The organism is Natrialba swarupiae, assembly GCF_008245225.1.
GTDB lineage: Archaea > Halobacteriota > Halobacteria > Halobacteriales > Natrialbaceae > Natrarchaeobius > Natrarchaeobius swarupiae.
Genome location: NZ_VTAW01000028.1, coordinates 18,251 through 44,523, shown reverse-complemented (window position 1 = coordinate 44,523; position 26,273 = coordinate 18,251). Strand labels below are relative to the sequence as shown.

Sequence of the window (26,273 nt, the reverse complement as noted above, 5' to 3'; positions counted from 1 at the left end):
CAGATTGTTCGTGAGTCAGCCATTCAAGGATTGATCGAAGACAAAGGATGTGACCGAGATCGGGCAGAGGAGTTAGCCGAGTATATGCTCCAAGGCTATTCGCCTTGGTAGGTGGAAACAGACAGAGAGCCTGCCGCTTCCAGCGGCAGCGCTCTCTTGAGCCATCCTTTTGATCACTCGTCGACCATTCTACGCACGCCTACACCACCAAAATCTGATCTCCTCTCTACAAATTCCACTTGGCCAAACGGTTCTCCTCTCTCAATCGAGTGATTATCCGTCAGACCCAGCCGTAGACCACGGAACGTGTGGTTATACTTCGGAAGTACTGCTAGTACCGTTCCAAACGTCGACTGATGGGTGAAACGAGACGACGGCCATCGGTTCCACCCACCAGTTCAGGTTTGGAACGCCACCAGAGCGATACATTTTCCCCATCGTACGGACTGCGATGTGTCGGAACCGGTCGATCGAAGAACGGCGGCGATCGACCGGCAATCAGCCATCGTGGACCGTATCAGTTGTTGTATACTGTTTCTTTATTGACATAATTGGGTGACTATTGAATGTCGATCTACTCGGCTGATAGAACGACTTAGAAGGATGGAGTCGAGGATGTCGATTTCCATACTAACCTCGATTTCCTCGATTTCATCCTTCTAACCCGATATCAGCTGAGTAGATCGCTCTTCAACAGAACAGTTTTACAAAATCTGTGATTGGCGCTGCAGGATTGTGAACCACGCCGAGACGGTCGCTCACGACGTTCGCGCTGCGTCTCGTCTCGTTCAAACCCTTCGCGATGCAGTCTCTGTCGCTCACGATTTTGTTCGCGACAGAAACATGGGCGCTGCAGGGGCAATATTGATGGTGTATAGTTGTCTCTAGAATACAAACAGTGTTATCTATTTCTCGTATTGATACTAAATCTGGTACTTTCGAGGCAGCCTTAACAAGCGCGTAGACTGCGTTAAATTGCCCTAATCGGCGGTTGCGGTTGGTGCGCCGTCTTCTCCCTCGTCGTCTTTGTCTTCCTCATCCTCCTCTTCGAGGAGGCCCATGAATTCCTTCCGGCGTTGGGCCTGTTCTTCCTCGTTCGCCGCGTCATAGTGCTTCTTGATGACGTCGGCGGTGTTGTCGGCGCGGTCGGCGACGAGGTCGATGAGCCACCCTTGGTCCAGATGGTAGGTGATGCTGGCCGAGCGGACGGTGTGCGGTGAGACGCTGTCTTCGCAGGCGTAGGCGTTGTTCGCGCAGGTCGCGGGGCACTCATCCCCGCAACCGCAGTCTTCTCCGCGGAACCCGGGGCGAGTCACCCAGTAGATATCCGAAGAGATTGTCGTCAGGTGGGCTCGGCCATGCTCCGTCGCGATGAGCGGGCGGCGGTCGTATTCATCGACGACATCCGGACGCTGGTCGTCAACCCAGTCCGCGAGGACCTCCGTCATCTTGTCGGAGAGATTGATGATGCGCTCGGATTCTCCCTTCTTCTTGAGCGTCGTCCCCTCCTTCGGGCGGTGTCGAATCTTTAATTGCTGGTCCTCTCGGTCGAAGTCGTCGACGTCCAGCGAGTGGATAGCGCCGCGGCGCATCGTCGTATGCCAGATTAGCTCGAAGACGATGTGTTTCCGGGTCGCGTAGTGGTACTTGCGTAGCTGGCCGAGGATGTCCATGCAGATGTCCCCGTCGATGGTCTCCTCGCGGACGTTGTCCCCTTTGGCGAGCTTAGGTGACCGGACCGAAGTGTGGAGTTCTTCCGGTGCATGGTTGAAGTCCTCGCACCACTTGACGAACACCCGCAAGGTATCCATCTGCGTCTTCAGCGTCACCTTCTTGATGTCTCCCTCGTCTTTCCGCCACTTGCGGTACTTGCGCATGTGGGACGACCGGAGGTCGGCCATCGATTCGATGCCCTTCTCTTCGCACCACTCGACGAAGTGCCCGAGTCGACTCTTGTGTGCGTATAGGGTCCACTCCGCGGCCCCCTCAACTTCTCGGTCGTCGAGATAGTCGTCCAGTGCGTCCTGTGGGGCGATGTCTTCCAGTTCTTGTCTCATTGTTTGACTCTCGCGAGCGCCCGTCTGTCCGACGCTCTAACTCCTCGTATGGGATACCCCTATTTAACCATATTGACGGCGATTAGATTACAGCATAAACTATATAATAGTGGTCCCACAATACAGTAGCTGTAATGCAACAAGGACCAGAGGTCGAAATGCTCGCCGCTGAGGACCGCGTCTATGTAAAGGCCAGAGGTGTACCCGGAGAGGACAGCCTCGAATCAGTGGCGCAATGCTGCCATACCCAGTTCATGTTCCTCTGGAACAAGGATGACATGGCCTTTGTTCGGGCGACAGACGTCAACGTAGTGAGGCCCGACTAATGCCACATGTGAAATTAACGGCTGGAGCACTCTCAGTCGACTTTTCGGCATCAGATGAAGTAGACCCCTCTGAACTCGCAGAAATCGCGAGGGAGCTACAATGCTGGCAAATGAAACAGACCAGTGAGGTTTCGGGAGCCTACGTCGAATTGAAACCCAAAGGAATCTTCGACCACTGATGGCCGCAGGTTGCTACCTTTGCTCAGAATGGGGACGGTCGTCCTGTGACAACTGTGGAGTCCATTTGTGCGACAGGTGCAAATCCTCGCTCGACTCGCATGGCCTCCCTGCGATGCATCGATGCCCGGCATGCAGCGAATACGAAATTTACTGATTCGGCGTCGGGCTATGTCAGTCTCGTTTTTCAACGGTAATTCAGTCGATTCAGAGCCTCAAGTATAGATAGGCAAGGGATACAGCCCCGACGCAACTGCCGTTGGAGAGGTTGACAAATGTCGTCAACCCTCCGGGTCAACCTCCAGCTTATTAGCTAACTCCGTTTCGCTACACTACACTACTTAGCTAATAATATACTCAACGCTAACTACATGTACAAGTGGGTTGGTAGTATATATATGTTGTGTGTCACAGTGTGCCAGACTGACAATCACTTAATTGATAGAAATGATTACTCGCTTTATAGTAAATGGGGTATGGAGAGGGTGAGGTATATAAAGGAACGCCTTAGCTTGACAAATATGCCTCCAGTGGGTTGACGACATTTGTCAACCTATGCCCGTTCAAATTGGTCCACTTGACAAAATTTGTCAAGTGAGAAATTCCACAGTGGTTTAACGCACAAAAGTAGTCAATTTAGTAATCTTCGCCGCTGTTCTCGGCGAGTTTCTGTTCCATCGACCGCCCTGCATCGCGTTCGCGGAGTGCCTCATGGAATTTATCCTCAGTGAAGTATACTCTCCCCGGCTCACCGATTTTGATTCGCTTACGGCCGTCTTCCGTTTTGTCGACCTTGGCTTTGTCACCGAGTAATTCCATGCCTTCACCATGTTCGGCGTCCTTCGCGTCGAAGGCGTTGAGGACGCGGTGGAGGAGCCGGGGCGACAGGTCTACATCTAACTCGCGCTCGATAACCTCCTTGATGGGGTCTCGCCCGACTATTGCGTTTTGCTTGCCTTCTGCCACTCTGGACGCTATTTCATCCCAATTTTGCATGAGGCAGAGCGCGCGTTGCTCGACGACGTTTCCGGGCTCGTCCTGCCCTATGAGCATGCGTTCGAGCGGGGTGAGTTGAGCTTCGAGGTCGAGGGCGTCGACCCTTCGAAGGTTTTCGAGGTCGCTGACCCGTTTGTTTGTTTCCCCGAGCCTTTTCCATATGGGGTCGGTCCGCGCTTTAAGTTCTTCTTCGAGTTTAGCTTCTAACGATTCCAGTCGCTCTTCCAGTGTTTCGATTCGCTCTTCCTTCTCTTCGAGCTTACGTTCGAGGTCGTCGACGCGGTCTTCATCGCTCATCCCGCATCACCCGCGAAGAATTCATGTTGGTCGATGTATTCGACGTCCATCCCTTCGATGTAGATTTCCCCGTTCGCGAGGTCGACGTTGATTCGTCGCCTGTCCGGGAGTCGGACAGCGAGGGCAGGGAGTTCACCCCCAAAGTGGAATTGGCAGGCTTCGGCTGTCTCTAGCTGCTCGTCGGCTGCACCAGCGTTGTCAGATAACTTGCACATGTGTTTCTAGTATAAGCTGATGAATATAGGTCTTCCCTCAGACGACCCATATTTGAGTCGTATTATTCTCCTTGTGCCCGGAGACCCGCCGCAAGGAAGAGTAGTCTATCACTGGGTTGCCAAGTATGAGCCTGTTCCGATTCCTTCTTCAGCCATCCAAGCGCCCGCATTGATTGCAGTGTTCGCTTCTCCGTGTTGGTGCTTACATTGTCGGGTAAGTCGAGGTCTGAGCGTTTGAATCCAGTCGAGTCAGTATATGCCAAGTGGAACAAGACCGCGTCCCAAACCGTATCTCGGCTGGTGATGGGCGTAGATTCTGTCATTATTCTCGATATTAAATACGTGTATATATCTCTTGCCCCAATCAACCCATATTTGGGGTGAAATTACATAGGCTGCAAAGCAGATTCGGTAACCCACCTGACGCGGCGTATTCAGCGTCCATATGGTTACTTAGAACTCGTCAATCGCGGTTGTCACACGGTTATCGTTACTTTTCCCATCGACGTACAGAACTGCTCGCTCGTCGTCTTTTAGCACACGGTTGAGTGTACTCTGCGGAACGTCGTGCGCCCGCGCAATGCTATTGACGCTCTGACTGGGATTTTCGCGGGCGTATTCGATAGCCGACTGCATGGCGAGGTACTCCTCCGGCTCTATCTGTAGGTAACCGTCGGAGTCAGTCGAGAATCCGAACGGAGGGCGGCCGACCCACTTGCCCTGTTCGATGGCGCGGGTGACGCCGCTCTGGACGCGCTGGCGTATCATCTGCGCTTCGTACTCCATCAACCACGCGACCATCTGGCCCATCATCTTATCCATCATGTCACCGTCGCCCCGCAGCGTCGGGAAACTGTCGGCGACGGTCTCCAGCCGTACGCCTTCCTCAACGCACAGGTCGATGAACTCGGCAGCGGTAGAGAGTCGGCGTGAGATACGGCTAATTTCGTAGGAGACGACACGCTCGACTGTACCAGACTGTATCTCGCCGAGAAGGCACTGGTAGTCGGTGCGGTCGCTAGTCGCGCCGCTAGCTACGTCGGCGTATTTGACTGCGTCGCGGAACTCGTCGTCTCCGATGTAGTCACGGATGGCATCGAACTGCCGGTCGTTGTTTTGCTTGCTGGTTGACACACGGGCGTAGATTGCGATGTGTTTCTGGCTCATTGGTTTATCACCTTGGGTTACGGGTTAGTGATATTTAAAGTGGGGGTGTTTTGGGTAACTTACCCAGAACAGATGTTTTTGGGTAGGTTAAGTTTGTGAGGCTCCGAGAAGAAGTTCAAGTGACATTTTAAGCGGCGATATAATTCAAACAGAGAATCAGTGAAATAAGTATTGGATAGATTTTATGTGGTCTTGATACTATTTCAGCGTATAATGTCAACATCAGGGTTTAACCTCGGGGCTGATGACTACGACATCAGTGAGGTGCTCGAAGGGTCACATCAAATCCGAGTACCGGATTATCAGCGAGAATACTCGTGGGGAAAGGACCAGTGGTCCGAGTTGTGGGATGACGTGTATGCCCTCACCCGCGAACGAGATAATCACTTCTTAGGTTCTATCGTTGTAATCGAAAACAAAGATGACGATTTGAAAGCGTTGGAGTTAGTAGACGGCCAACAACGACTTACAACAATTTCAATTTTCTTATGTGCAATACGAGATAGATTTGAAGAAGATTCGGAATTTGAAAAACTCTCTGAATTAGTTGATGGATTTCTACAAATCCAAAGTCGTACAACGGGTGAACGTCATCAGAAGTTACGACTCAACAAGTTTCATAACGGCGATTTTAATCGAATCCTCAAAGGAAACGCAGACCTCGTTAGCGACTCGGAACTGAAAAATGCTTACGAATATTACTATTCGAAATTAGAGAAGCACGATACAGAAAAAGTTCAGGATATATATGATGCCCTAATAAACTCTGTTTATCTCGTTCAGATTGAGTGTGGCAGTGAAGTTTCTGCTTTTCGGTTATTCGAGAGTCTAAACGATAAGGGACTTGACCTTGGTGCTGTCGACCTTGTTAAAAATCGGTTGTTCATGGAGGCCAATGAAAATAGCGAGATAGACGCGGACCGAGTTAAACATCTCTGGGAAGAAATAATGACGGTCATTCGCCCGGAACTGACTCAGAATTACCGCTTCTTCTCCCACTATTTCATGTCTATTTCTCGCCCCGAGACAAAGGACAACGTGTCCAAGAACAAACTCTACGACTACGTGGATGAGCTTTTGAACGAAGGCTTGGCCGAGGAAGGTCTAACAGTGGAGGAAATGCTCGAAGATATGCTCAAGAAGTCGAGGACTTATGTAGATATATTTAATTGTGAGGTTAACGAGAATTTTCGAGCAAATAAACTTCAAGAACTAAATTCAAAATTAGAGTCCACGCAAATAAAGAATGACCGGATTCGGACGCTCCTTCTGAAGATTATAAATGACTATGAGAGTGCAGATGATGTTCTTGAGGCGCTCAATATCTTAGAAGTACTCAACACCCGGGACAAAATAGCCGGACGCGATTCGAACACTAGTCGCGACCGTTTCTGGTCTAGGACATGTTCAATGATGGAAAGAGGTGAAGACCCTAACGAATACCTCCGTCGTATGGCTGAAAAGAGAGCGCCGAATGATACCATTATTATGGAGCGAGTGGTGAGCAGGGAGTTCAAAAATAACGACTTTACGAAATATATTCTTGACAGGATTGAAGAGGAACATTACATGCGAACAGGAGGGCGTGAAAAATCGGTTGGAGACCGGTCTACTGTTGACATTGAACATGTTGCCCCACAGCGGGTGTGGACTGCCGAAAAGTACAGTCCGTGGAAACAGTATCTGAACTGTTCAGAAGAGGAATTTGACGAGTACAAAAAGCGAATCGGGAATCTTACTCTTCTGCAGAATAGATTGAATCAAACCGCTTCGGACAATCCGTTTGAACAGAAATGCAACATTTATCAGAATAACACTGACTTCTTAATGACACAGGCCATCGTAGAAGAGTACGATGAGTGGGGACTTGAGCAAATCCGAGACCGTAGCGAAAAGATGGCAGAGATAATTTGCAAAGTTTGGAGTATGGATAACGTCTGAAAGGACTAAAATCGCCAATCTGTATCCACGAATAACGGCGGTCATATACTTTGTCTCGGTAACTACTTGAGGGTACTACGGTACTCTTCGTTGACCCATTGTCGTCGTTCAAATAATGCGCACAGCGCGGAACGCGACCGCAATCTCGTTCATATCGTCGCCTGAGAGTTCAGCGAATGCTTCGGGGGTCTTGGTTTTCCTCTTCCGTCGCTCATAGCTATTTGTCACAGCCATCGAGCAAATATCGTCCATCGCCCCCTGCCTCAAGATACGACACGGCGAGTTTCACAAATACTTTCATATGCACCTCGTCCAACGTCCACATGTGCCAGAACCAACCTACGACGACAGACTCGAACAGTTCCGTGAGCTAGTCGAAGAGAAAACCGGACAGGAAATATATCCCGACACAGGAGTCGGGGACGGCATCGGCTGGTTCATGCTTGACATTTCCCTCGAACTGAACGGCAAGGCCTTCGACGCAGACGTGGACTTTGACCTTTCCGAAGACGAAGTGGAGCCGTTGTACGCTGAAATCTACGTCGAGCGTGAGAGCAAACGAGAAGAAACACTCTCCAAGCTGGCGACTCGCATCGATTTGGACGACAACAAAGCTCTCTACGAATACTATCTGGACGAAGACGAGGTTGAGGATATTATCGCTGACCTCCGAGAAGCTCACGCCGAAGTTTACGGATAGTTGATTAACACTTCCTCTCTTCTAAGAGGTCTTGTATACCCCTCTGTTATGTATAGGGTGTCAGGAGCCCTGACTGTCTACGGGTGTTGAGGTTACTCCGAACGGTTTTCTGCCGACGGCTACTGCCCTCTAACGCCTTTGTTTTTTGACCCCAAAGCCAATATTAAATCACTCGCCACTAACAAACATGAGGATTGATGAAAACTCTCGTGACATTATCTACGTGCTCGAACGTGAGGACGGTACAGCCACCACAACAGATATTCGGCGACACACGGGGCTATCAAACTCCGCTGTTCGATACCGGTTTGGTAAACTCGAAGACCTCGGCTTGGTAGAGACGGAACACGACCCTGACGCAACTCCCGAGGGCGTCGCCCCACTGACAGTCGCGTCGTTGACAGACCTTGCCCGGGAGGAGATTCAGACAGGGTTGACCGCAGAATCCGAGCAGCGAAGGGCCCCCATCGAACCCGCAGACAACCATGAGCGAATCCAGAAGCTCGAAGACGAAATGAACCAACTCCGCCATCTCCTGAATGCGCTCGATGCGACGCAGGATGATGTCATCGAGGTATTGAAGGATACTCGGAAACGTCTCCGAGGTTAGTCTACTCTGGTGGGTGAGCGGTCACGGTAGTTGTCGTGGTCGGCACGTTGATGGTCGTCTTCCGACCCACTGTAATCGCCTTTCGGACAATGAATTCGGCGGCAGCGAAGGCACACACGGTTATCGTGAATCCGAACTGTGGCAGCGAGAGAGTGATGTCCAGCATCTCACGTCCGAAGTCTGCTGCTGGGGCAGTGATTCGGGCGTTGACCGGGAGGTCTCGGGCTCTCTCAATCGCAGCGACGATGACCGTAACATAGTCATAGAACCAGCTTTCAAGCTGGAGATGGAGGCGGCCATCCTTCGTGCCGACTTTCACCAAGTCGGGCGCGGGAACGTCTTCCATGGGCGTTCATCGATTCGTAGCAGTCGTAGAATTTATAAGTGCTTCGCCGAATACGGCGAACTTCCAGAGTACGCGCTGGAGAAAGTCGAATTGCCGTTAAAACGTATCTTTAACATTTAGGGGGCGAGAGAATGCAGGTATGTCAACGGTCACTTCGGACTTTACAACCTCCATCATCGGTGCGTACAACGATTTTTACAACGAAATTGAGGAGGGAGACCGAAACGAACTGGACCTGACGCCACGGTTTGCGCGTCTTCTTTTTTGCAACGAAACGCTGGGATGGGACGAGTCAGACTACGCCCAAGAGGACGACCGGAATGACGTTCGGTTCTACGACGATGAGCGCCACCCAGTCATAATCATCGAGGCAAAGCGTCGGGACCGGGACGTCGAGGTTGGAATAGACCAAGCGTTCGAGTACGCGTCTGATAGTCCATACACACGATACCTCATCGCCACTAATTTCGACAAGCTGCTACTCTATCGACGGTGTGACGAAGAGGATGCGGACGAGACGCGGTACGGAGTGAGTGGCGAATTACTGGCCACCATTAATTTCGAGCGCGTTCGGAATGTAGAGGTAGGGGAGTCGCTCACGGACGAAATCCCATCGGAAGAACTAGATTCTATTAGCCAGTTAACCCGGCTCCGTAAATCCGATATCGTAAACCCAGAGCGATACGATGACTTTGAAATTAGCGACCGGCAGGATGTTTCTGATGACGAAGGGTTCGACAATCTACTGAGTACCCTGACGACGGTGTTGGATGATTACTGGACACCATACACCGTTCGTGCTTTCGACGAATATCAGGAACGGTACGAAGAGTTCAGAGAGAAGGCCGACGATTTGCAGGCACAGATTGAAACGCTAGAAGAACAGGGTCATGGAGATGACACGGAAATTGCAGAGTTGGAATCGCAGCTTGCGGAACTCCGTGATGACTACGAGCAGTACCGGGCGTTTCATTCTGACTACGAGACGTGGGTACGCCTGTCGAACCGACAAGAGAACGATGCGGATGAGAATAAGCGTGTTTTCTGCCGAGAGAGTATCTACGTCCAGATAAATAAGATTCTGTTAATCCGGATTGCTGAAGACAAGGACCTAACCGAGGAGATGATTAGCGACGGGGGTGTGACTGATTTCTTCGCGTTCTGGGACGATTTTGCAAGGTATGTTGACCGAAACTATGTGGACCTGTTCGATGTCGCGTCTGAGGAATTGAGCGAGATTTACGACCGTCTCTATTCCCGGCAGATTTTCGACTGGGAGTTGAACGCTGACGACGAAGATTTGGATGATGTCGTCAAGAAAACGTTCTGGCACCTGAATCACTACGACTTCGAAAATGTGGACCGAGACGTGCTCGGTCACCTGTATGAACGTCACCTCCCACCCGAGGAACGAAAAGAACTGGGGGAATTCTATACACCAACATCCGTCGTTGACTTCATACTCGACCGCGTCGGGTACACGTCTGACCAGCCGATTGACCAACCCGAACACGATTTAGTCGACCCTGCTTGTGGTAGTGGGACATTCCTCGTTCGTGCTGCTGGTCGGCTGCTGGAAAGGCTAAAGGATAGAAACGTTCCACCGGAGGAAGCAGTAGACATCATGCAGGACCGATTATGGGGGTTCGACATCAATCCCTTCGCCTGCCATATTACAGAAATGAACCTCCTATTCCAAGTTATCGACCTGTATAAGGAGGTCAAAGAGGAGAACCCGGACTACTCTCTGGACCGGTTCAACGTCTACCAGACGGACTCTTTACGCAGTCAGACACAGACCTCGGTGACAGCGACGTTCAGTGATGCACTCTTGCGTCAGTATGAGCAAGAGCGAAGACAGGCTGACAGCGCGAAAAATCGGGGGGACTACGGATATGTGGTGATGAACCCGCCGTACGTTAGGATTCAGAATATCGCGGAAGGCCCGGCGAAAGAGGATTACAACGAATACTACTCAGCCTACCACAATTACGACCTGTACCTCTTGTTTATCGAGAAGGCGAGCGACTGGCTCCGAGAGGGAGGGAACCTAGGCATCATTACGTCGAACCAGTTCCTTGACAGCCGCTACGGGGAGCGAGCCCGGGAGTTGATTCCTCAGCGGTATCGAATTGGAGAAATGGTGAACATCGGAGATGTGGACGTGTTCGCACACGCTACCACGTATCCGATAATCATGGTGATGGAAGGGCTGAACCGAGAGGGAATCCGGTCTGCGGAAGACTTCGTTGTCGACGACTACCGATTCTCGTACGTCGCGGTCAACGAATCCATGGAGGACTGGATAGAGTCAGATGCTATCTCAGGATGGGACTCAGGGAACGGGAACGGGATTGGCGACCTTGGGAAAGAGCAGAACCATCGGGTTGTAGACCTGCTCGCACTAGCTCTCCCGGTTGAATGGGGGGGAGAGTCTCCTGACATTCCGAGTCTAGTTGAAGAGGAAGACATTCCTGTACCGGACACGATTTCATGGGGGGACCAACCTCCGCTCCAGTCCTACCCCGTTCACTCGGATGCTGTCTCGGATTCTGACTGGCAGTTCGCGCCTGCAGACGAGCAAGAGGTGTTAAACTGGCTGGAGGACCGTGGCCCTGAACTCCGGTCCTACGGGCACGGGAACAAAATCGAACGAGGACTGCGAACGGGGAAGAACCCCGTATTCCTCGTTGAGGAAGACACTATCGACGAGTACGACATCGAGCAAGAACTCGTTCATCCAATCCTCGGAGGAAAGCAGGTGAAACGATGGGAGGACTTGTGGGACGGTGACTACGTTGTCTACACTCCACCCGGAATTGATATTGACGACTACCCGAACACTGTGGAGTACTACAACGATGGTGACAACCGGGACGAACTCGAAGACAGATACTGTGTCCGAGAGCAGAACGAAGACTACTGGGCACTCGACAAAGCGAAAGACCCCGACCTGTTCGAACAGACAAAAATCGTTACACCGGATATCGCGTACTACAACAACTACTGGGTCGATGAAGGCGGGGAGTTCTATTGTCTGGACACAACGTACTATATCTCGCCTGAAAGCGAGGACCACGCGTGGTATCTGGCGGGGGTTCTGAATAGCGACTTAGCACAGTTCTACATCAGACGGAACGCAGCCACGTATCGAGGAAACTATCTTCGATACAAATCCGAGTACGTCGGAGACATTCCTATCCCGGACCCGGACGATGACGACGTAGATGACGACCTCGTGGAAAGTATTGACTCGACGGCCCGCCGAATGCAGGACCTCATCAGAGAGTACAGAGAAGCCGAGAATCTCCTCAGTGACCCGTCAAAGCTACTGGATACAGCCAACGTGGACCGAGTCGGGTTAACTCGTACAGCATATGTTTCTCATATTCCTGACTCAGACGGAGCGAATGACGCGGACCTACAACCAAACATCGACGGTTCAACCATTCGACTCAATGTCCACCAATCAATCGACCTTAACGATGAGGACCTCGCTGAATCCTTCTACGACCTCCTGAACGCTCTTAACATAACTACGCTCACGGAGCTTCTGGACGCAGAATACCCGAGAACCCGGGAAGGACTAGAAGCCGTGTTGGACGCGCACCAGCAGGCTGTCGAGACGACTGATGGGGCAGGTAACCGTTTACAAGCTGTGGAGGACGAGTTACACGAAGCTGTCTACGAATTATTCGAGTTGAGCGAGGAACACCGGAGGCTTGTTGAAGACAGAATTCTCGTCCCAGAGGACCCACTGAAAAGCAAGGTTCGATGACAAGCGTCCAAATAGAGAATATCGTCGGAACTGGGACTCTCGGTATCGAAGTAGACGTAGCTGTAGTATCAAACGATTTAGAGGCATATGAAGTGACGTATAACCCGGACAACTACCACGGATTATACGTTCGTCTCAACGAATCCGGTCCCCTCATCACGGTGTATCGGACAGGAAAGTACATCATCACAGGTGCGGATTCAGAATCGGAGCTCTTCGACACAAAAGACCAATTCTTGTCATTACTAAATGATAAAGGCATACTCGACCGTCCAGAAGATGACTCATTCAGGGTGAATAACATAGTCTGTACGGCCGACCTCGAATACACTATAGATTTGAATAGGCTATCAATTGCTCTTGGGCTAGAGCAGAGCGAATACGAACCCGAGCAATTTCCGGGTTTAGTGCATCGCCCAGCGGAGCATCCGTGTGTGATTCTGCTGTTCGGGTCGGGCAAGTGCGTGGTGACGGGAGCACCAACTCTTGATGCTGCCGAAGAAGCGTTCGATTACATTCGAAACCGTGTCGACGAGGTACTCAAGCCGTGAGTCAGAGATTTACTGAAGGCGACCGGGTACGCGTTGACATTCCTGATGAAACGGACCCGGACTTCGATGAATTCCACGGGAAGCACGGTGTGGTCAAAAGCGTGGTCAAAGACGATGCAGGGACCGAGACCGGAGACGAGCGTGATAGTGTTCTTTACCGCGTGGAGTTTGACCACGGGTCCACTATGGACTTCCGATGGCGAGACCTCCGACCGGCCACACTCTAATCTGTTATTTTGGAGCCCATCTCGATTGGCGGCCTCAGTTCCCGTAGCCGTGCTTCAAACCTCTAAATTGTGCATTGCTCCTCTCTTATCGAAACACGCTGCTATAGTTCATCGAGTCGCTCTGCGTTATCCACGGGTTCAATAGTAGCTCGACGCCGCTCGACCTCAACCGTTAATCCTTTATGAACTTCCTCGTACGCAAAGTCAGTGGGGTAGTGATTATGAGAGGGGCGACTCCGGTGGATATCGCGGAAGCATCGTAGTCGGTCTCGAAGAGCCCAAGCCGTTCAAGCTTATCGAATTAATATCTTACAGACAAATTGGCGAACCCGGTTACTCGCTGTATCTCAGTAGTTGATGTTGCGCCGTCTTTGCGACCGACAGCGTGAACGATGTCACGCAAACCTTCACCAATTTTCATATGCCAAATAGAATCATGGCTCTCCCATTGGAATTAAAGTCAGGAAACAAATACATTAGAGGACAGTAGCTGTCGACAACGAATTATCGGCAGTATCGTCAGCAACTGTCAGGAGAGCCCCGCGCCGACTACTTTGTATAGACACACCCCCGTGAATAAGAGTGAGAAAGCCTCTGGGTGAATCAAGGTAATCAGAAATCAAAAAAGGTCCATTTTTTGTATGAGTATGGCTTGGATAGATACCCACCTCAGAATATAGACCGAAATGTCTCAATCATGATAAAGAGTACTCTGAAGATACGGGCCTCGTGAATCCTTAATGACCTAAAGAGAACCCGAAAATAAGAAACGCTGAGAATGGCTTAAGTGGTTGACAATCATTTGTTAGTATATGATAAGCTCTCTCTGGCGAAAGACCAGTAGTTTCCTCGGTTGGCTGCGAGACCCATGGTGCGGGAATCGTATTACTCGGCCCGTCAGCCGAGACATCGCGTCAACCGGGGAGTCTCCACTGTTAATTTTGACGCACCGAGGGTTGACTGCAATTGGTGCGCTGGTGTACAAGCTGTTAGTTGACCTGCCGCTGAATGCCGCTCGATTCATCGGAGGAGTACTGAGAGACCTCTGGCGGTCAGATTATAGCTATATGCGATACTATGGGGGAATACTCGTCTCTGCGCTAATGTGGTTATGTAGGACAATTGTTGATATAGTAGTGACCATCGGGGTCGAAACGGGTCGACGACTGCAAGACTTGATTCGGAAATAGACTATCTATCCGTAGGTAATATCCCAAAGAAAAATATGCTACTGTGATAATCGATGAATGATGACGACTTATTATCCGGTACCTCAAAATACTATCTCTATTGGCGAATTTCAAGGGAATGATATATTGCATCCAAAGCACCAGTGTAGCAAATGCGGCCACGCTATTTCGCCATATTTTGCTAAGATGACTGGAATCTGTAGTTTCTGTATGAAAGGCCACAATGAGTTTGAATATATAGACAGAATCTTCACAGCTACAATCTACGTATACGAATTCAGGGACCATAAGCTAACAAATGCTATTGATGATGTGAAAACGGGAGAGTATACTGAGGAAATGGCAGAGATTTTGCAATGGGGGTTAGAAGATTTTGGAAATCTCTCAAACTGTGATATCCTTGTTCCACCGCCGCGCGGAACAAAGGATGCTGAATCAAATCATATGACGAAAATCGGAAAGGTGTTAAGCGAACGTGTGGGTATACCACTTCACGAGTTCCTCCACAAATCAGAAGAGTATGATTCCCAAAGAAGCCTTACTGGTGCTCAAGAAAGATGGGTGAATGTTGAAGGGAATATCGAATGTATCCGGGATTTCAGAACGTCGCCTTTCGCAGTCGTTATCGACGATATTGTGACAACTGGTGCAACACTCGAAAATTGCGCGAGGGCTCTCAAAGAAGCTGGTGCTTCAAAGGTAGTCGGGCTCGCAATTGCACGCACTGAGTATATTGATGACCTAGTAGACGCTGAAGTGTATATACCAGAAGACGAAATTCCCGAAGATGAACGACCTTGACCCAATCGTAGCAGGCCTCAATGATAATCAAAACCTCAATTCGAAAGAGGTTTTAGAACTCTTTGTGGACTTGTTCACAGAAAGAGGACCAGAGGTTGTATCACAAGAGATATTCACGGATTACCTTAAAATAAAGAAGCTTGAAGGCGATGAGTATTCTGAATTATCGTCTGAAATACTAAGTCAGCTTTCAACTATCGATATAGGTTTTTACAGTGATTACATTAGAAATATCGAGAAAAACGGAATCCGGTTCGTACCGTTTTACGCTCCTGAATATCCAGACCGACTGTGGAAGATTGCTGACCCACCACTTTGCTTGTATGTTGATGGGGATGTGAACTTGCTTGGTGATGGAGTCGCGATTGTCGGAACAAGAAGTGCAACTGAGCATAGATTGGAGTTTGTTCGTGAAATTGCCCGGGCACTCGTAGAGATGGACAAGACTGTGGTGAGCGGTTTGGCTAACGGTGTGGACGCCGCTGCTCACCGAGGGGCACTAGAAGCCGATGGTGACACAATTGCTGTTTTACCCGGTGAAGTCCAGAAAATCGTTCCGGCAAGCAATCGAGAGCTAGGTGAACAAATTCAGAAAAAAGGGGCGTTGGTGAGCGAAACAAGCAGTAAAGTTGGTATTCACCGCGGAAGATTTGTTGAGAGGAACCGAATTACCTCTGGTATTTCTACGGCAGTAATTATTGGAGCGTCTGGAAAAACCGGTGGTACAATCCATCAGGCAAACTTCGCTATGGAACAGGAGAAGCCACGATTTCTCTATGAATCAGAAATTGACGATGGACAGTCACCAGACAAGCTCTATAAGAAAGGGTTCCGAGGATTCCATACTTTAGATGAACTAAGAAAGTTGCTGAACTCAGATTTCACTCCTTTGAACCCTGATTCAACAACTCCGACTAAATTAGATGACTACTGAAGGAGAGTAACAGTGACGGGCCGGTCTATATTGGTGTAATACCGCTACTTTGCGTCGAGCACATATTATTGACCAGCAGAGGCTTCATCTTGGAAATTGTTCGACCATAAACCAATATGCAGGAAACTAGAACGGTATAACACATCATGACTAAGAACATTGAAGAAATCATCCGCGACATGAATGGGGAGGAAATCGCCCGCATCCGCGGTGGATTCACTGACCCATACTTCGAGAAGGGCGCTGAAATCGAATACTGCGATGTCGAATACCGCGTCATCGACTTCGGCGGATGGTCATCTGGCGACCTCTGCTACCTCGTCCGCCCTCTCGACGAACCCGGCGTTGTGACCCGACTTCCACAAGATATCATCGATATGGTTGCAGAGGAGGTAGGCGACTGATGAGTGACCAGATTACCCTCCGTGTCCGAAACCGGAGAGAACTCCAGCGTCGACTCACTGAAATCGAACTCAAGCACGAAGAAGTGTGGACCGCAGAAAAATGGGAAGTCTATCAGGCCATCGTTGAGCTTGCATTAGATAATCCAGAGCTCTTGGTGGAGAAATTAGCGGAAGTACAGCATCATTGATTCACCTCGCAGGCCGTCCCAAGTGTCGCTGCAAGGGTTACACTCGCAAAGAGAACACGACTTACTGGGGAAAAGTAGGAGAATGACGCTGTGCGAATGATGCATCATCGCCATCACAGTATGGGATATTGAGTGGGCCTTGTAACTGAGCCAATGAGATTTTAAGTGCGATACCGCGACCAATCGCAGATATGTACCCCCGACTTGGTGACCGAGTACGAATCGATATTCCCGACGAACTGGACCCTGATTTTGAGTGGCACGGCGAACACGGGCTGGTCATCGGCATACATGAGGATGTGTCGGGTCGGTTCTACACCGTAGGGCTTGAGCGCTACTGCATCGTCATCGACGCCCACCTGCGAGACCTCCGGCCACCACTATACGCTGCGACCCAACCATCAACGTGCCTCATTCCGAGTAGTCGGAGGAAGGATATGGACGAGGATTTATTTCATCTGGCTAAAAACAAGGCGACAATGCCGGAGTTCTTCATTCCCCATGCTGAGGATGCTGACGAGGCCGAGGAAGTGTTTGAAGCTACTGCAAAATTCGTCGAAAAACAGCGTGGTGAAGTTAAGCGCGAACCTCGCATCTATAGTGTCAAATACTACGATGGTGATACGGACCAAACCTACGAAGTCTCCGTCGGAGGCAACGTTCCGAAAGTGGGAGAACCAGCAATTTCCATCTACGAGTCGGCGTCAGACAGTTTTGATGTGTACTACATTTGTACTCTAAACCGGGCAGTTGCACAGGGTGTTCCCGTCATGATTGGGAAGAACAACGTGAAGAGGGTAGAATACTTTGATGAGGAATCCTACTAATTCTAGCCTCGTCCCGGTAGGAATCAAGTTATTAGGCTGCTTTCATCCACTCAATTGTCTCTCGGGCTTGCTTACGCTTCGAGTAGCACCGGTCTAGATACGTTTCGAGCGTATCGCGGGTTACTCCCATCTCCTCCGCGGCGTTGTCCCGAGACATCGTTCGGGTAAGCTCCCAAGCCTCCTGCTCACGGTCGGAGAGTAACAAACCGTCGCTCATAATTTTCTCACCGCAGCCGAAACTGCATCTTCGAGGTTATCGACAGTTTCCAATCGCCCATCCACTTCCCAAAGGTCATCATCAGACTCACCAGAGCCTGATGCAGCAGCCACTCGAAACCATTGTTCCTCGCCGAACTCTCCACTGGCCTCGTTGACTATGATTGCGAGGCGCTCTCCGGGGACAGTCATCGTATCACAGGACTTTCGGAATGCAATGACGAATTTTTTGACTGAGTCACAGTCACTCCGAGTTAAACGAAGAGACGCGTTGGAGTAGCTGTTCAGTTCCTCTTCGACCGCTCTAACAGAGGTTGTAATATCGTACGTCATCAGGCGTCACCACCATAGCTGTGGGCGATGTATTTTTCAAGGTCTCTGCACCCGTCTCGAACTCGGTCAGCGGAACACTGAGCGTCCTCTGCACCCCCTTTTGTGCTGAAATACTCAAACTCATCAATCGCTCGCTCAACCCGGTTTTGGATTGATTCCGGCGATGGTCCGCGGTGGAACTCATGCGAGTTGAGGAACGCGCGGGCTTCCTCGACGATTTCCTCGTCCGAGAGTGTCGGGTCCACTCGTTGGACGTATCTTGAGGTATTCGACGACATTAGGCGTCAACTCCTTCGATGACGCTCTGAGTCATCTCCATGTGGAACGGCTCGACGAATATGTCTTCGCCGCATCCATCCCGGTACGAGTTGAACCCGCACAGGTAGCTCCCGACCGTTACGGCTCCGTCGCGAGTGATTGTAGCGTCTACGTTGTTGGGCGTCTCGCAGTCCGGGCATCGGATTTCGATGTTGACCTTTGTCGCGTAGTTCGAGTTCGATTCGTCGTTCGCACCGGTTGTGTTCGACTTCATACCACATCCATAAAATTCAATAAAAATAAACTTTGCCCTACACATATTGTAGGGTGGTCTGAAATACAGTAGTCATTCCATCTGTCCAACAGAACACTGAATGCCTCCGGGCGAGAGATACGCGTATGAAAACGACGTACTGGGATGTCGTCAACTGGAAATGCGATTGCGGACGCCTATTAGAGCCTTCGGCCGAAGATGAGCACACCGACGAACGAGGATTCGTCGTTGAGCCCATTGTGGTCTGTCCGAAGTGCGGAACCATATACGACGTCGAGTTTGAGCCGCGAACGTAGTGTCCGGACCATATGAGCGACGACAGCGTTTAAATAATGACGGTATGTAGACGCCGGTATGAGAAGTCCACCTGATATGCCGGAAGACCTCGACTTGCCAGACCTCGATTTTAACGACGCGGATTGGGGCATCCTCCACCAATTATGCGAATACCATGCCGACGTCCCGGCCAACCTCGCCGAACGACTCGATTATGACCGAACATACATCCATCATCGGTTAAAGCGGCTCACAGAGCATAATATACTTGAAAACAGGGGGAACGGGGTATACCAAATCAACGAAGACCTCTATTAACGATTCAAACGTTAACAGCGCTATTTGTGCGATAGAGCGCCCACTATCCTCATATCACTTTCAATATACTGGATGGCTTAACTTATATGCCAGTTGTCTTTGGCGTTCGTAAAACCGCAAGACTGCGTAGACCTCCAAGTTACCAAAACTATGGCGCGCCCCTCAGACACCTGATATAGTATATAAAGACTCGACGCCGTCTGTTGGTTCTTGATGGAGTTGAGGACCGATGGGCGCTACAGGCGCGATAGTAAATTTCGGATGGGCGCTGCAGGATTTGAACCCGCGGCAACTTGGTCCGAAGCCAAGCACTCTGTCCAGACTGAGCTAAGCGCCCTCACCAATTCGTTTCCTTCGACCCCGTATAAGTCACTCGGTTTCAGCCTCTTTCGTCACCGATCGACACACCGCGGACAGTCACCCTCGAGTGGTCGATTCCCAGCGGCTGAAAATGACGGGAAAGGGTCTTTGTGTCCGGGTTCCTACCTTCGAATACGCTATGAGAGTGAACGACGCGCCCGTTCCATCGGACGGCAAGTTCGGCGACGAACAGCTCGAGTTGCTCACTGACGACGAGGGGGTCTGGACCGCCGTTCCGGTCGACGCCTCCGGTGAGGAGCGGGTGAGCAAGTGGCTCTCGATCGACGGCGACTCGATCTGTGATCTCGAGGAGTGGCGCTGATCCGCTGTCGGTAGCACAGGAACCGGTATTGTTCGGAGTTCGTTGGACATCCGCCGGCGATCGTACCGTTTAACCGCCAGCGCTGAGCACACCCAGTTGATGACAGCGGGCGAGACGGTACGTGGGCTGGTCGAGTTGACCCGGCCGGTGAACGTAATCGCGGCGAGTGTGTTGACGTTCATCGGCGCGTTCGTCGCTGGCGGGGATCTCGCACAGTTCGACGTGGTGGCGGCAGTCGCCGCAACTGGGTTGGCGGTGGGTGCCGGGAACGCAATCAACGACTACTTCGATCGTGAGATCGACCGGATCAACCAGCCGGATCGGGCGATCCCTCGTGGGGCAGTGAGTCCACGGACAGCGCTGGTGTTCAGTGTCTTTCTCTTCGGAATGGCCGTGGCGCTGGCACTGATGTTGCCGTGGCAGGCGCTCGCCATCGCAGCGATTAACCTCGTCGCGCTCGTCGCGTATACGGAATTCTTCAAGGGGTTGCCCGGCGTGGGAAACGCACTCGTCGCGTATCTGGTCGGGAGCACGTTCCTGTTCGGAGCCGCGGCAGTCGAGCGAATCGAACCGTCGGTCGTCCTCTTCGTGTTGGCGGCGATCGCGACTCTGACACGAGAGATCGTCAAGGATGTCGAGGACGTCGAGGGTGATCGCGAGGAGGGCTTGAACACCCTCCCGATTGCGATCGGCGAACGTCGAGCGCTTCAGGTCGCGGCGGCGTTGCTCGTGGTCGGGGTCCTCGCCAGTCCGGTGCCGTACGTGCTTGGATACTTCGGGATTGCGTACCTCGTTCTCGTGGTCCCTGCCGACGCGATCATGGTGTACGCTGCGTACGAAAGTTTCGACGATCCGACGGCGGGCCAGTCGAAGCTCAAGTACGGAATGTTTCTGGCAGCGCTTGCGTTTGTCGTCGGACGGGCAGTTCTGGCGTTTGGAGTGACCTGATACGGTTTACCGTCCGTATGGGCTGGCATCTCGTGGCGAGAGTTTCATCTGGACTGGTAGCGTTCGGTACCAGTGATCGTTCGAGCGGGTACAGTAATCACCAGTCATCGACATAGCAGTTGGTGTCAACGACGGAATCGGTACGGTCAGTACGATTCGAAATTACCGAGTACAACGGCTCGGTAATCAAAAATACTATAAGCAGGATACGACATTTTCTTACCAGACGTGTACAGGGACGACGGTGTGATTCGTTCGCCACTGCAACTGTGCATGGATGTGAATAATTGGCATGTATGACCTCGTAGATGTCGTTCCTGACGCCGAGATCGATCCGGGAACGAACGTTCTCATCGCGGGCCCACCCATGACCGGGAAACGTCGAATCGCGTTCGACGTCCTAAAAAGCGGCACGAATCGTGGTGACGGGTCGATCATCGTCACGACGAAAGACAGTGCGGAGAAGGTACTCGAAGAGTTTACGGACACGATCGACGCGGACAACGCCAACATCGGCGTCGTCGACTGTGTGACGAAACAGCGGGGAATGGGGACGATCGACGACGATCCACGGATCAAGTACACCTCGTCACCGATCGATATGACGGGGATCGGAATCAAACTCTCCGAGTTTCTCCAGGAGTTCTACGAGGACCGAAACGTAACCGAAAACCGAGTGCTCATGCACTCGGTGTCGACGCTGCTCATGTACTCGGATCTGCAGACGGTTTTTCGGTTCCTTCACGTGTTCACGGGTCGGATCCAGAGTGCGGACGCGCTGGGCGTCTACGTCATCGATTCGACAGCCCACGACACCCAGACGATGAATACGCTCAAGCAGTTGTTCGACGGCATCATCGAAATCGAAGAGAGTGACGGTGACGAGCCAGAGATCACGACTGCTGGACTCTCTATCTAACTGTATCGATTATCGGGTACTCCGCTGACCGTTAGACCGCCGAAAACTTCTCTCTGGGCCACGTACGGCTGCGTATGACGATCGAATCCGACGAAGCGCTTCGAGATGTCCTGTCAGCCGAGACCATCACCGTCGTCGGGTGCTCGAGTACACCGGGGAAAGCAGCCCACGACGTTCCGGCGTATCTTCGCCGGCAGGGGTACGACGTAATTCCGGTCAACCCGTTTGCCGACGAGATTTTCGACCGGTCAGTTCCTAATACGCTTGCGGACGTCGATGAAGATGTCGACATCGTCTGCATCTTCCGCCCAAGCGGGGAGGTCAGCGAAATCGTCGACGATGCACTCGAGCGAGACGACGTCCGGGCGATCTGGACCCAGCAAGGAATTCGTGATGACGAGGCGGCCAAGCGAGCCGAACGCGACGGCCGCAACGTCGTCCAGGATCGATGTATGAAAGTCGAACACCGGCGTCTCTCTGGCTGAGGCCGATTGCTCTCCCACCATCTTGTCGGGATCGGTCGCTGTACCGTGATCGGCCCGTATAGACTCACAGTAGTCCGTATTGGGGGTTCGTACCCACATTCTGTTCGTCTCATCAAGTGGGTACTAGATATGATTACTACTCAAATGAGTAATTTTGATAATTAGGATCACCAGAGATTTATAGCCGACTGTTGGAGGATCTACCAGATGATTCCGATCGACGATTCCCCGATCGTGCGCGATGGAAAGTCACTGATTCTCGCGATGGATCACGGCCTCGAGCACGGACCGGTCGATTTCGAAGAGGTTCCGCAAAAACTCGACCCGTCGACGGTCTTCGAGACGGCAACCCACGATGCGGTCACTGCGATGGCTGTCCAGAAGGGGATCGCCGAGGGGTACTACCCGAGCTACGAGGACGACGTCAACCTCCTGTTGAAGGTCAACGGGACCTCGAACCTCTGGATGGGTGAGTACGACTCGGCGGTCAACTGCTCGGTCGACTACGCGGCCGAGATCGGCGCCGACGCCGTCGGCTTTACCCTCTATGGCGGCTCGAACCACGAGGTCGAGATGGCCGAGGAGTTCCGCAACGTCCAGGAGGACGCCCGCGAACACGATCTCCCCGTCGTCATGTGGTCGTATCCCCGCGGCCAGGGCCTCAAAAACGATACCAAGCCAGAGGTCATCTCCTATGCGACTCGCCTCGGCCTCGAGTTAGGTGCTGACATCGCGAAGGTTAAGTATCCCGGCAGTCCCGACGCGATGGAACACGCCTGTAAGGCCGCCGGCGACATGAAGGTCGTCATGAGCGGAGGGTCCAAAACGTCGGACTACGAGTTCCTCTCGACCGTCGAGGCCGCCGTTCAGGCCGGCGCGAAAGGGCTTGCAGTCGGACGAAACGTCTGGCAGCGCGAGGACCCGACCCGAATCCTCGACGCCCTCGAGAAGGTTATCTACGAGGAAGAACCCGCCGAGGACGCACTCGAGGCAACCGAATAGATGACTGTCGCCGATCCCGACCCCAGGACAGAGGACGATCCGGTCGAGGTCGTCGTTGCCACGATCGCTCGCTCGGCGGTCGAGATCCGTCAGGGGCTGGTCGGTCGACGGAGTGACGCCGATCAGGAGAACCCGAGCGGCGAAACACAGGTCGAGGCTGACGTCTGGGCCGACGAGTTGCTTGCAGACCGTCTGACGTCGATCGACGGCGTCGCCCAGTACGCAAGCGAGGAGCGATCGGAGATCATCGACTGCGAGGACGAGGCCTACTGCGTCGCCGTCGACCCTCTCGACGGCTCCTCGAACCTCAAGTCGAACAACACGATGGGGACGGTGTTTGGCATCTACGACGAACCGCTCCCCGCACCGGGCTCTGCACTCGTCGCGGCGGGGTTCGTCCTCTACGGGCCGATCACGACGATGGCCTACGCCCGTGACGGAACGGTCACGAAGTACGAACTCACCGGCGGTGAGCGGTCCGTCGTCGAGGAGGACGTGACTCTGCCCGACGATCCGCTCGTCTACGGCTTCGGGGGACGTGTCCCTCACTGGAGCGACGACTTCCGAGAGTACGTCCGCGAGATCGAATCTAATCCCGATCACAAGCTACGATACGGCGGTGCGATGATCGGTGACGTCAATCAGGTGCTGACCTACGGCGGGATCTTCGCTTACCCCGCACTCGAGGACAGTCCCCGCGGCAAACTCCGCCTCCAGTTCGAAGGGAACCCGATCGCGTACGTGATCGAGTCGGCCGGCGGCCGCTCCTCGGACGGCACTCAGTCGATCCTCGAGATCGACCCGGAGATCGTCCACGAGCGCGTCCCGCTCCACGTCGGCAACACCGACCTGATCGAGCGCCTCGAGTCAGCACTCGCGTAAGCGATCCGGTCAGTCGACGGTCGCTCCCATTACGGTCTCCGTCCGCCGACCACGCCACGTTCGCGTACATCACTCCGTGTTCCGCAGCCGTCGCGAGGCCGTGTCCGGGTAACTGTGTAGCTACCTCGAGACACTCGGCCTGGGCCGCCTGGTGAAGACAGACCATAACGGCGCTGTATCCCGTGCCGAGGTTCGATCGCCTGGACATGCGTAAATTAAGCACCTGCTACACGCGCTAATCATATATCCTGCTCCATAGAGCTACAGGCTATGCCTCGTTCGTCCCTAACCTCCGACGATTCGTCCGCAGATTCCGAACCAGGCAGCGCAGACGCTGGCGACTCACTGGACTCAACACTGCCCACGACACGCCGGCAATATCTCGCGATAACAGGCGTCGGGCTCTCTGCGGCCGCTGCTGGGTGTGCATCTACCGGTTCCGATGGGGCGACACCGAAGTCCAAATCCTCGGTGACGACCGATGAACCGTCCGACGATCGGGGGATCACCGAGACTGGCACAGAAGGCGACGAAAACGAGACCGCGACCGACGAAGACGAACCGGAAACCGTCGACGACCTCCCCCTCTTCGACGCCCACACACACGTTATCCCGACGGAAGCCCGGGGTCGGGACCCCCTCTTCGCCGAGCAGCTCGTCGAGTGGATGGATACCAACGGCGTCGATCGAGCGGTCGTCCTCGCGTTCGATGCTCCCGAAGCGTATCCGGTCCGAGCGCCGAGCGAGTGGGTGCTCGACGAGGTCGATTCGTACCCCGATCGTCTCGTTCCTTTCTGTACGGTCGATCCGCGAGACGTCGACGAAACGGACGCCGCCGACCGCCTCGAGCACTACATCGGCCGCGGCGCACGTGGATTCGGCGAACTCAAAATGGAGATGGATATCGACGACGACCGCCTCGAACTCCTGTACGAGCTCTGTGCGACCTACGAGTTGCCGATCCTCTTTCACACCGACCGACAGATGTTGCGGGACGAGGTCGGCCTCCCCCGACTCGAGAACGTACTGGCGTCGTATCCCGAGGTCGATTTCGTCGCACACGCTCACGGCTGGTGGTCGCATATGTCCGCGGACGTCGAGGCGCTTGATCTCGGACGGATTCCGGAGGGGCCGATCGAAGCTCCCGGCCGCGTCTGGGAGTTACTCGCGGAGTACGACAACATCTACGGAGACATCTCTACGCTTGGAGGATGGAACGCGCTCACCCGCGACGAAGCGTACGGACAGACGTTCCTCGAGAGACACCACGATCAACTCGTCTTCGGCACCGACTATCTCTTTCCCGGCCACCAGATTCCACACTTTGCCCTGTTCGAACAGTTCGATCTCGAGCTCGATGCGTGGGCGAATATTCGGCATCGAAACATCGAGACCCTGCTACGCTGAACCGTCGTTCGCTGTCCTGATCGACTATCGACGTCGTCGGTCACCCACGACTGAGTCGTGGCTTCCTCTCTGGGAATTGAGCCACGCCTCGGAGGATAGTCGCGTTACGTATTCAGCGATCCTCCGCGTTGAGGTGCTAATCCCGCTGAGCGCGGCCTCGAGTCCACGGTGCGGTCACGTTGACGTAAACGGCCACGCCGACGACGAGCGCCACGTAGAACGCCCACCGCGGCCAGGTTCGCCCGAGAAAGAGAAGGGCCAAGAACAGGACCCAGAGCGCGATCACGACTGCGTCGAGAACGAGGCGGGTGCCGACGCCGAGTGTGTTTACGATGCCATCCGACGCGTCACTCGAGCCGTCCTGTCGATAACCTCCGGTCTCCGTATCCGCTTTTTTTGATTCGGCGGTATCTCGCCTGGTTTCGCCGCTGGTCGGTTCAGGCGTGCGCTCGTTCCCGTCACTGGCCGGCTCCGAACTGTGGGCTGGGCTGGCGGCTTCGGACGCCGAATCGCTCGACCGATCGTCGTGTTTTGCCATGTA

The 26,273-nt window shown here is 52.9% G+C and carries 28 protein-coding genes and 1 tRNA gene; 20 read left to right on the top strand and 9 right to left on the bottom strand.

Translation table 11 applies throughout. The features are described 5' to 3' along the window. Positions 1 to 980: 980 nt before the first annotated feature. Positions 981 to 2,057 (bottom strand): tyrosine-type recombinase/integrase, encoded by a 1,077-nt coding sequence (locus tag FYC77_RS16755; protein WP_149082643.1) that lies wholly within the window; start codon positions 2,055 to 2,057, stop codon positions 981 to 983. Between the two features lie 134 nt (positions 2,058 to 2,191). Here FYC77_RS16755 and FYC77_RS16750 point away from each other — a divergent pair, with 134 nt between their 5' ends. Next, complete coding sequence (locus FYC77_RS16750; RefSeq protein ID WP_149082642.1) at positions 2,192 to 2,383, top strand: hypothetical protein; 192 nt, start codon at positions 2,192 to 2,194, stop codon at positions 2,381 to 2,383. An 813-nt stretch (positions 2,384 to 3,196) separates the two neighbouring features. Here FYC77_RS16750 and FYC77_RS16745 read toward each other — a convergent pair. The 3 genes from FYC77_RS16745 to FYC77_RS16735 all read right to left on the bottom strand — a co-directional run bounded on the left by FYC77_RS16745 (position 3,197) and on the right by FYC77_RS16735 (position 5,235). Beyond that, positions 3,197 to 3,853, bottom strand: a complete 657-nt coding sequence (locus FYC77_RS16745; protein WP_149082641.1) for a hypothetical protein — start codon at positions 3,851 to 3,853, stop codon at positions 3,197 to 3,199. Continuing rightward, positions 3,850 to 4,068 (bottom strand): hypothetical protein, encoded by a 219-nt coding sequence (locus FYC77_RS16740; RefSeq protein ID WP_149082640.1) that lies wholly within the window; start codon positions 4,066 to 4,068, stop codon positions 3,850 to 3,852. The genes FYC77_RS16745 and FYC77_RS16740 overlap by 4 nt, the downstream gene beginning before the upstream one ends. A gap of 453 nt (positions 4,069 to 4,521) precedes the next feature. Beyond that, on the bottom strand, positions 4,522 to 5,235 hold the full coding sequence (locus FYC77_RS16735) for a recombinase family protein (RefSeq protein ID WP_149082639.1): 714 nt from the start codon (positions 5,233 to 5,235) through the stop codon (positions 4,522 to 4,524). 213 nt (positions 5,236 to 5,448) lie between these two features. On the opposite strand from FYC77_RS16735, the gene FYC77_RS16730 reads away from it, so the two are divergent. The 3 genes from FYC77_RS16730 (at position 5,449) to FYC77_RS16720 (ending at position 8,486) form a co-directional block, all read left to right on the top strand. Beyond that, on the top strand, positions 5,449 to 7,176 hold the full coding sequence (locus FYC77_RS16730; protein ID WP_202911861.1) for a DUF262 domain-containing protein: 1,728 nt from the start codon (positions 5,449 to 5,451) through the stop codon (positions 7,174 to 7,176). 325 nt (positions 7,177 to 7,501) lie between these two features. Next, positions 7,502 to 7,876, top strand: coding sequence for a hypothetical protein (locus FYC77_RS16725; RefSeq protein WP_149082638.1), 375 nt, complete (start codon positions 7,502 to 7,504; stop codon positions 7,874 to 7,876). Between the two features lie 187 nt (positions 7,877 to 8,063). Continuing rightward, a complete protein-coding gene (locus FYC77_RS16720) occupies positions 8,064 to 8,486 on the top strand; it encodes a winged helix-turn-helix domain-containing protein (protein WP_149082637.1) in 423 nt (140 codons plus the stop codon). Between the two features lies 1 nt (position 8,487). Here the strand turns inward: FYC77_RS16720 and FYC77_RS16715 are convergent, their stop codons facing one another. Then, the gene (locus FYC77_RS16715) at positions 8,488 to 8,832 is read right to left on the bottom strand and encodes a hypothetical protein (protein WP_149082636.1); all 345 of its coding nucleotides are present in this window, start codon (positions 8,830 to 8,832) and stop codon (positions 8,488 to 8,490) included. Positions 8,833 to 8,971: 139 nt separating this feature from the next. Between FYC77_RS16715 and FYC77_RS16710 the strand changes: the two genes are divergently transcribed. The 8 genes from FYC77_RS16710 (at position 8,972) to FYC77_RS16675 (ending at position 17,732) form a co-directional block, all read left to right on the top strand. After that, positions 8,972 to 12,610, top strand: a complete 3,639-nt coding sequence (locus FYC77_RS16710) for an Eco57I restriction-modification methylase domain-containing protein (protein WP_149082635.1) — start codon at positions 8,972 to 8,974, stop codon at positions 12,608 to 12,610. After that, positions 12,607 to 13,161: a TATA-box-binding protein gene (locus FYC77_RS16705; protein ID WP_149082634.1), complete on the top strand. Its 555-nt coding sequence runs from the start codon at positions 12,607 to 12,609 to the stop codon at positions 13,159 to 13,161. The genes FYC77_RS16710 and FYC77_RS16705 overlap by 4 nt, the downstream gene beginning before the upstream one ends. Continuing rightward, entirely contained in the window at positions 13,158 to 13,388 is a 231-nt protein-coding gene (locus FYC77_RS21085) for a hypothetical protein (protein WP_149082633.1), read from the top strand. Before FYC77_RS16705 ends, FYC77_RS21085 begins: the two co-directional genes overlap by 4 nt. Positions 13,389 to 14,788: 1,400 nt before the next feature. Then, a complete protein-coding gene (locus FYC77_RS16695) occupies positions 14,789 to 15,379 on the top strand; it encodes a ComF family protein (protein ID WP_149082632.1) in 591 nt (196 codons plus the stop codon). Continuing rightward, entirely contained in the window at positions 15,366 to 16,313 is a 948-nt protein-coding gene (locus FYC77_RS16690; protein WP_149082631.1) for a DNA-processing protein DprA, read from the top strand. Before FYC77_RS16695 ends, FYC77_RS16690 begins: the two co-directional genes overlap by 14 nt. A 146-nt stretch (positions 16,314 to 16,459) precedes the next feature. Further along, complete coding sequence (locus tag FYC77_RS16685; protein WP_149082630.1) at positions 16,460 to 16,717, top strand: hypothetical protein; 258 nt, start codon at positions 16,460 to 16,462, stop codon at positions 16,715 to 16,717. Next, a complete protein-coding gene (locus tag FYC77_RS16680) occupies positions 16,717 to 16,905 on the top strand; it encodes a hypothetical protein (RefSeq protein WP_149082629.1) in 189 nt (62 codons plus the stop codon). Before FYC77_RS16685 ends, FYC77_RS16680 begins: the two co-directional genes overlap by 1 nt. A 191-nt stretch (positions 16,906 to 17,096) precedes the next feature. Then, positions 17,097 to 17,732, top strand: coding sequence for a hypothetical protein (locus tag FYC77_RS16675; protein ID WP_149082628.1), 636 nt, complete (start codon positions 17,097 to 17,099; stop codon positions 17,730 to 17,732). Positions 17,733 to 17,945: 213 nt separating this feature from the next. Here the strand turns inward: FYC77_RS16675 and FYC77_RS16670 are convergent, their stop codons facing one another. Further along, positions 17,946 to 18,281 (bottom strand): hypothetical protein, encoded by a 336-nt coding sequence (locus tag FYC77_RS16670; protein ID WP_149082627.1) that lies wholly within the window; start codon positions 18,279 to 18,281, stop codon positions 17,946 to 17,948. Positions 18,282 to 18,558: 277 nt separating this feature from the next. Continuing rightward, positions 18,559 to 18,813, bottom strand: coding sequence for a hypothetical protein (locus tag FYC77_RS16665; protein ID WP_149082626.1), 255 nt, complete (start codon positions 18,811 to 18,813; stop codon positions 18,559 to 18,561). 354 nt (positions 18,814 to 19,167) lie between these two features. Here FYC77_RS16665 and FYC77_RS16660 point away from each other — a divergent pair, with 354 nt between their 5' ends. Beyond that, complete coding sequence (locus FYC77_RS16660) at positions 19,168 to 19,407, top strand: MarR family transcriptional regulator (RefSeq protein WP_149082625.1); 240 nt, start codon at positions 19,168 to 19,170, stop codon at positions 19,405 to 19,407. A gap of 262 nt (positions 19,408 to 19,669) precedes the next feature. On the opposite strand, the gene FYC77_RS16655 is transcribed toward FYC77_RS16660, so the two are convergent. Continuing rightward, a tRNA-Arg gene (locus tag FYC77_RS16655) sits at positions 19,670 to 19,744 on the bottom strand. A gap of 162 nt (positions 19,745 to 19,906) precedes the next feature. Here FYC77_RS16655 and FYC77_RS16650 point away from each other — a divergent pair. The 7 genes from FYC77_RS16650 (at position 19,907) to FYC77_RS16620 (ending at position 25,732) form a co-directional block, all read left to right on the top strand. Then, a complete protein-coding gene (locus FYC77_RS16650) occupies positions 19,907 to 20,089 on the top strand; it encodes a DUF7511 domain-containing protein (RefSeq protein ID WP_149082624.1) in 183 nt (60 codons plus the stop codon). A gap of 99 nt (positions 20,090 to 20,188) precedes the next feature. Then, positions 20,189 to 21,037 carry a geranylgeranylglycerol-phosphate geranylgeranyltransferase gene (locus FYC77_RS16645; RefSeq protein ID WP_149082623.1) on the top strand — a complete coding sequence of 283 codons (849 nt, stop codon included), beginning with the start codon at positions 20,189 to 20,191 and terminating at the stop codon, positions 21,035 to 21,037. A gap of 292 nt (positions 21,038 to 21,329) precedes the next feature. Then, on the top strand, positions 21,330 to 21,956 hold the full coding sequence (locus FYC77_RS16640) for an RAD55 family ATPase (RefSeq protein ID WP_149082622.1): 627 nt from the start codon (positions 21,330 to 21,332) through the stop codon (positions 21,954 to 21,956). Positions 21,957 to 22,030: 74 nt separating this feature from the next. Next, positions 22,031 to 22,441: a CoA-binding protein gene (locus FYC77_RS16635; protein WP_149082621.1), complete on the top strand. Its 411-nt coding sequence runs from the start codon at positions 22,031 to 22,033 to the stop codon at positions 22,439 to 22,441. A gap of 207 nt (positions 22,442 to 22,648) precedes the next feature. Continuing rightward, the gene (locus tag FYC77_RS16630; protein WP_149082620.1) at positions 22,649 to 23,443 is read left to right on the top strand and encodes a class I fructose-bisphosphate aldolase; all 795 of its coding nucleotides are present in this window, start codon (positions 22,649 to 22,651) and stop codon (positions 23,441 to 23,443) included. Then, entirely contained in the window at positions 23,444 to 24,325 is an 882-nt protein-coding gene (locus FYC77_RS16625) for a class 1 fructose-bisphosphatase (RefSeq protein ID WP_149082619.1), read from the top strand. Between the two features lie 270 nt (positions 24,326 to 24,595). After that, on the top strand, positions 24,596 to 25,732 hold the full coding sequence (locus tag FYC77_RS16620; protein ID WP_394349030.1) for an amidohydrolase family protein: 1,137 nt from the start codon (positions 24,596 to 24,598) through the stop codon (positions 25,730 to 25,732). Positions 25,733 to 25,868: 136 nt separating this feature from the next. Here the strand turns inward: FYC77_RS16620 and FYC77_RS20975 are convergent, their stop codons facing one another. Then, the gene (locus FYC77_RS20975; protein WP_338016499.1) at positions 25,869 to 26,270 is read right to left on the bottom strand and encodes a hypothetical protein; all 402 of its coding nucleotides are present in this window, start codon (positions 26,268 to 26,270) and stop codon (positions 25,869 to 25,871) included. Positions 26,271 to 26,273: the final 3 nt, after the last annotated feature.

Coding starts and splice junctions, on each gene's coding strand:
- FYC77_RS16635 (WP_149082621.1), top strand. CDS start 22,031: ATGACGATCGAATCCGACGAAGCGCTTCGAGATGTCCTGTCAGCCGAG.
- FYC77_RS20975 (WP_338016499.1), bottom strand. CDS start 26,270: ATGGCAAAACACGACGATCGGTCGAGCGATTCGGCGTCCGAAGCCGCC.
- FYC77_RS16620 (WP_394349030.1), top strand. CDS start 24,596: ATGCCTCGTTCGTCCCTAACCTCCGACGATTCGTCCGCAGATTCCGAA.
- FYC77_RS16735 (WP_149082639.1), bottom strand. CDS start 5,235: ATGAGCCAGAAACACATCGCAATCTACGCCCGTGTGTCAACCAGCAAG.
- FYC77_RS16705 (WP_149082634.1), top strand. CDS start 12,607: ATGACAAGCGTCCAAATAGAGAATATCGTCGGAACTGGGACTCTCGGT.
- FYC77_RS16630 (WP_149082620.1), top strand. CDS start 22,649: ATGATTCCGATCGACGATTCCCCGATCGTGCGCGATGGAAAGTCACTG.
- FYC77_RS16665 (WP_149082626.1), bottom strand. CDS start 18,813: ATGAAGTCGAACACAACCGGTGCGAACGACGAATCGAACTCGAACTAC.
- FYC77_RS16640 (WP_149082622.1), top strand. CDS start 21,330: ATGTATGACCTCGTAGATGTCGTTCCTGACGCCGAGATCGATCCGGGA.
- FYC77_RS16625 (WP_149082619.1), top strand. CDS start 23,444: ATGACTGTCGCCGATCCCGACCCCAGGACAGAGGACGATCCGGTCGAG.
- FYC77_RS16660 (WP_149082625.1), top strand. CDS start 19,168: ATGAGAAGTCCACCTGATATGCCGGAAGACCTCGACTTGCCAGACCTC.
- FYC77_RS16680 (WP_149082629.1), top strand. CDS start 16,717: ATGAGTGACCAGATTACCCTCCGTGTCCGAAACCGGAGAGAACTCCAG.
- FYC77_RS16730 (WP_202911861.1), top strand. CDS start 5,449: ATGTCAACATCAGGGTTTAACCTCGGGGCTGATGACTACGACATCAGT.
- FYC77_RS16645 (WP_149082623.1), top strand. CDS start 20,189: ATGACAGCGGGCGAGACGGTACGTGGGCTGGTCGAGTTGACCCGGCCG.
- FYC77_RS16685 (WP_149082630.1), top strand. CDS start 16,460: ATGACTAAGAACATTGAAGAAATCATCCGCGACATGAATGGGGAGGAA.
- FYC77_RS16720 (WP_149082637.1), top strand. CDS start 8,064: ATGAGGATTGATGAAAACTCTCGTGACATTATCTACGTGCTCGAACGT.
- FYC77_RS16690 (WP_149082631.1), top strand. CDS start 15,366: ATGAACGACCTTGACCCAATCGTAGCAGGCCTCAATGATAATCAAAAC.
- FYC77_RS16695 (WP_149082632.1), top strand. CDS start 14,789: ATGAAAGGCCACAATGAGTTTGAATATATAGACAGAATCTTCACAGCT.
- FYC77_RS16740 (WP_149082640.1), bottom strand. CDS start 4,068: ATGTGCAAGTTATCTGACAACGCTGGTGCAGCCGACGAGCAGCTAGAG.
- FYC77_RS16745 (WP_149082641.1), bottom strand. CDS start 3,853: ATGAGCGATGAAGACCGCGTCGACGACCTCGAACGTAAGCTCGAAGAG.
- FYC77_RS16670 (WP_149082627.1), bottom strand. CDS start 18,281: ATGACGTACGATATTACAACCTCTGTTAGAGCGGTCGAAGAGGAACTG.
- FYC77_RS16710 (WP_149082635.1), top strand. CDS start 8,972: ATGTCAACGGTCACTTCGGACTTTACAACCTCCATCATCGGTGCGTAC.
- FYC77_RS16755 (WP_149082643.1), bottom strand. CDS start 2,057: ATGAGACAAGAACTGGAAGACATCGCCCCACAGGACGCACTGGACGAC.
- FYC77_RS16650 (WP_149082624.1), top strand. CDS start 19,907: ATGAGAGTGAACGACGCGCCCGTTCCATCGGACGGCAAGTTCGGCGAC.
- FYC77_RS16750 (WP_149082642.1), top strand. CDS start 2,192: ATGCAACAAGGACCAGAGGTCGAAATGCTCGCCGCTGAGGACCGCGTC.
- FYC77_RS16715 (WP_149082636.1), bottom strand. CDS start 8,832: ATGGAAGACGTTCCCGCGCCCGACTTGGTGAAAGTCGGCACGAAGGAT.
- FYC77_RS16675 (WP_149082628.1), top strand. CDS start 17,097: ATGTACCCCCGACTTGGTGACCGAGTACGAATCGATATTCCCGACGAA.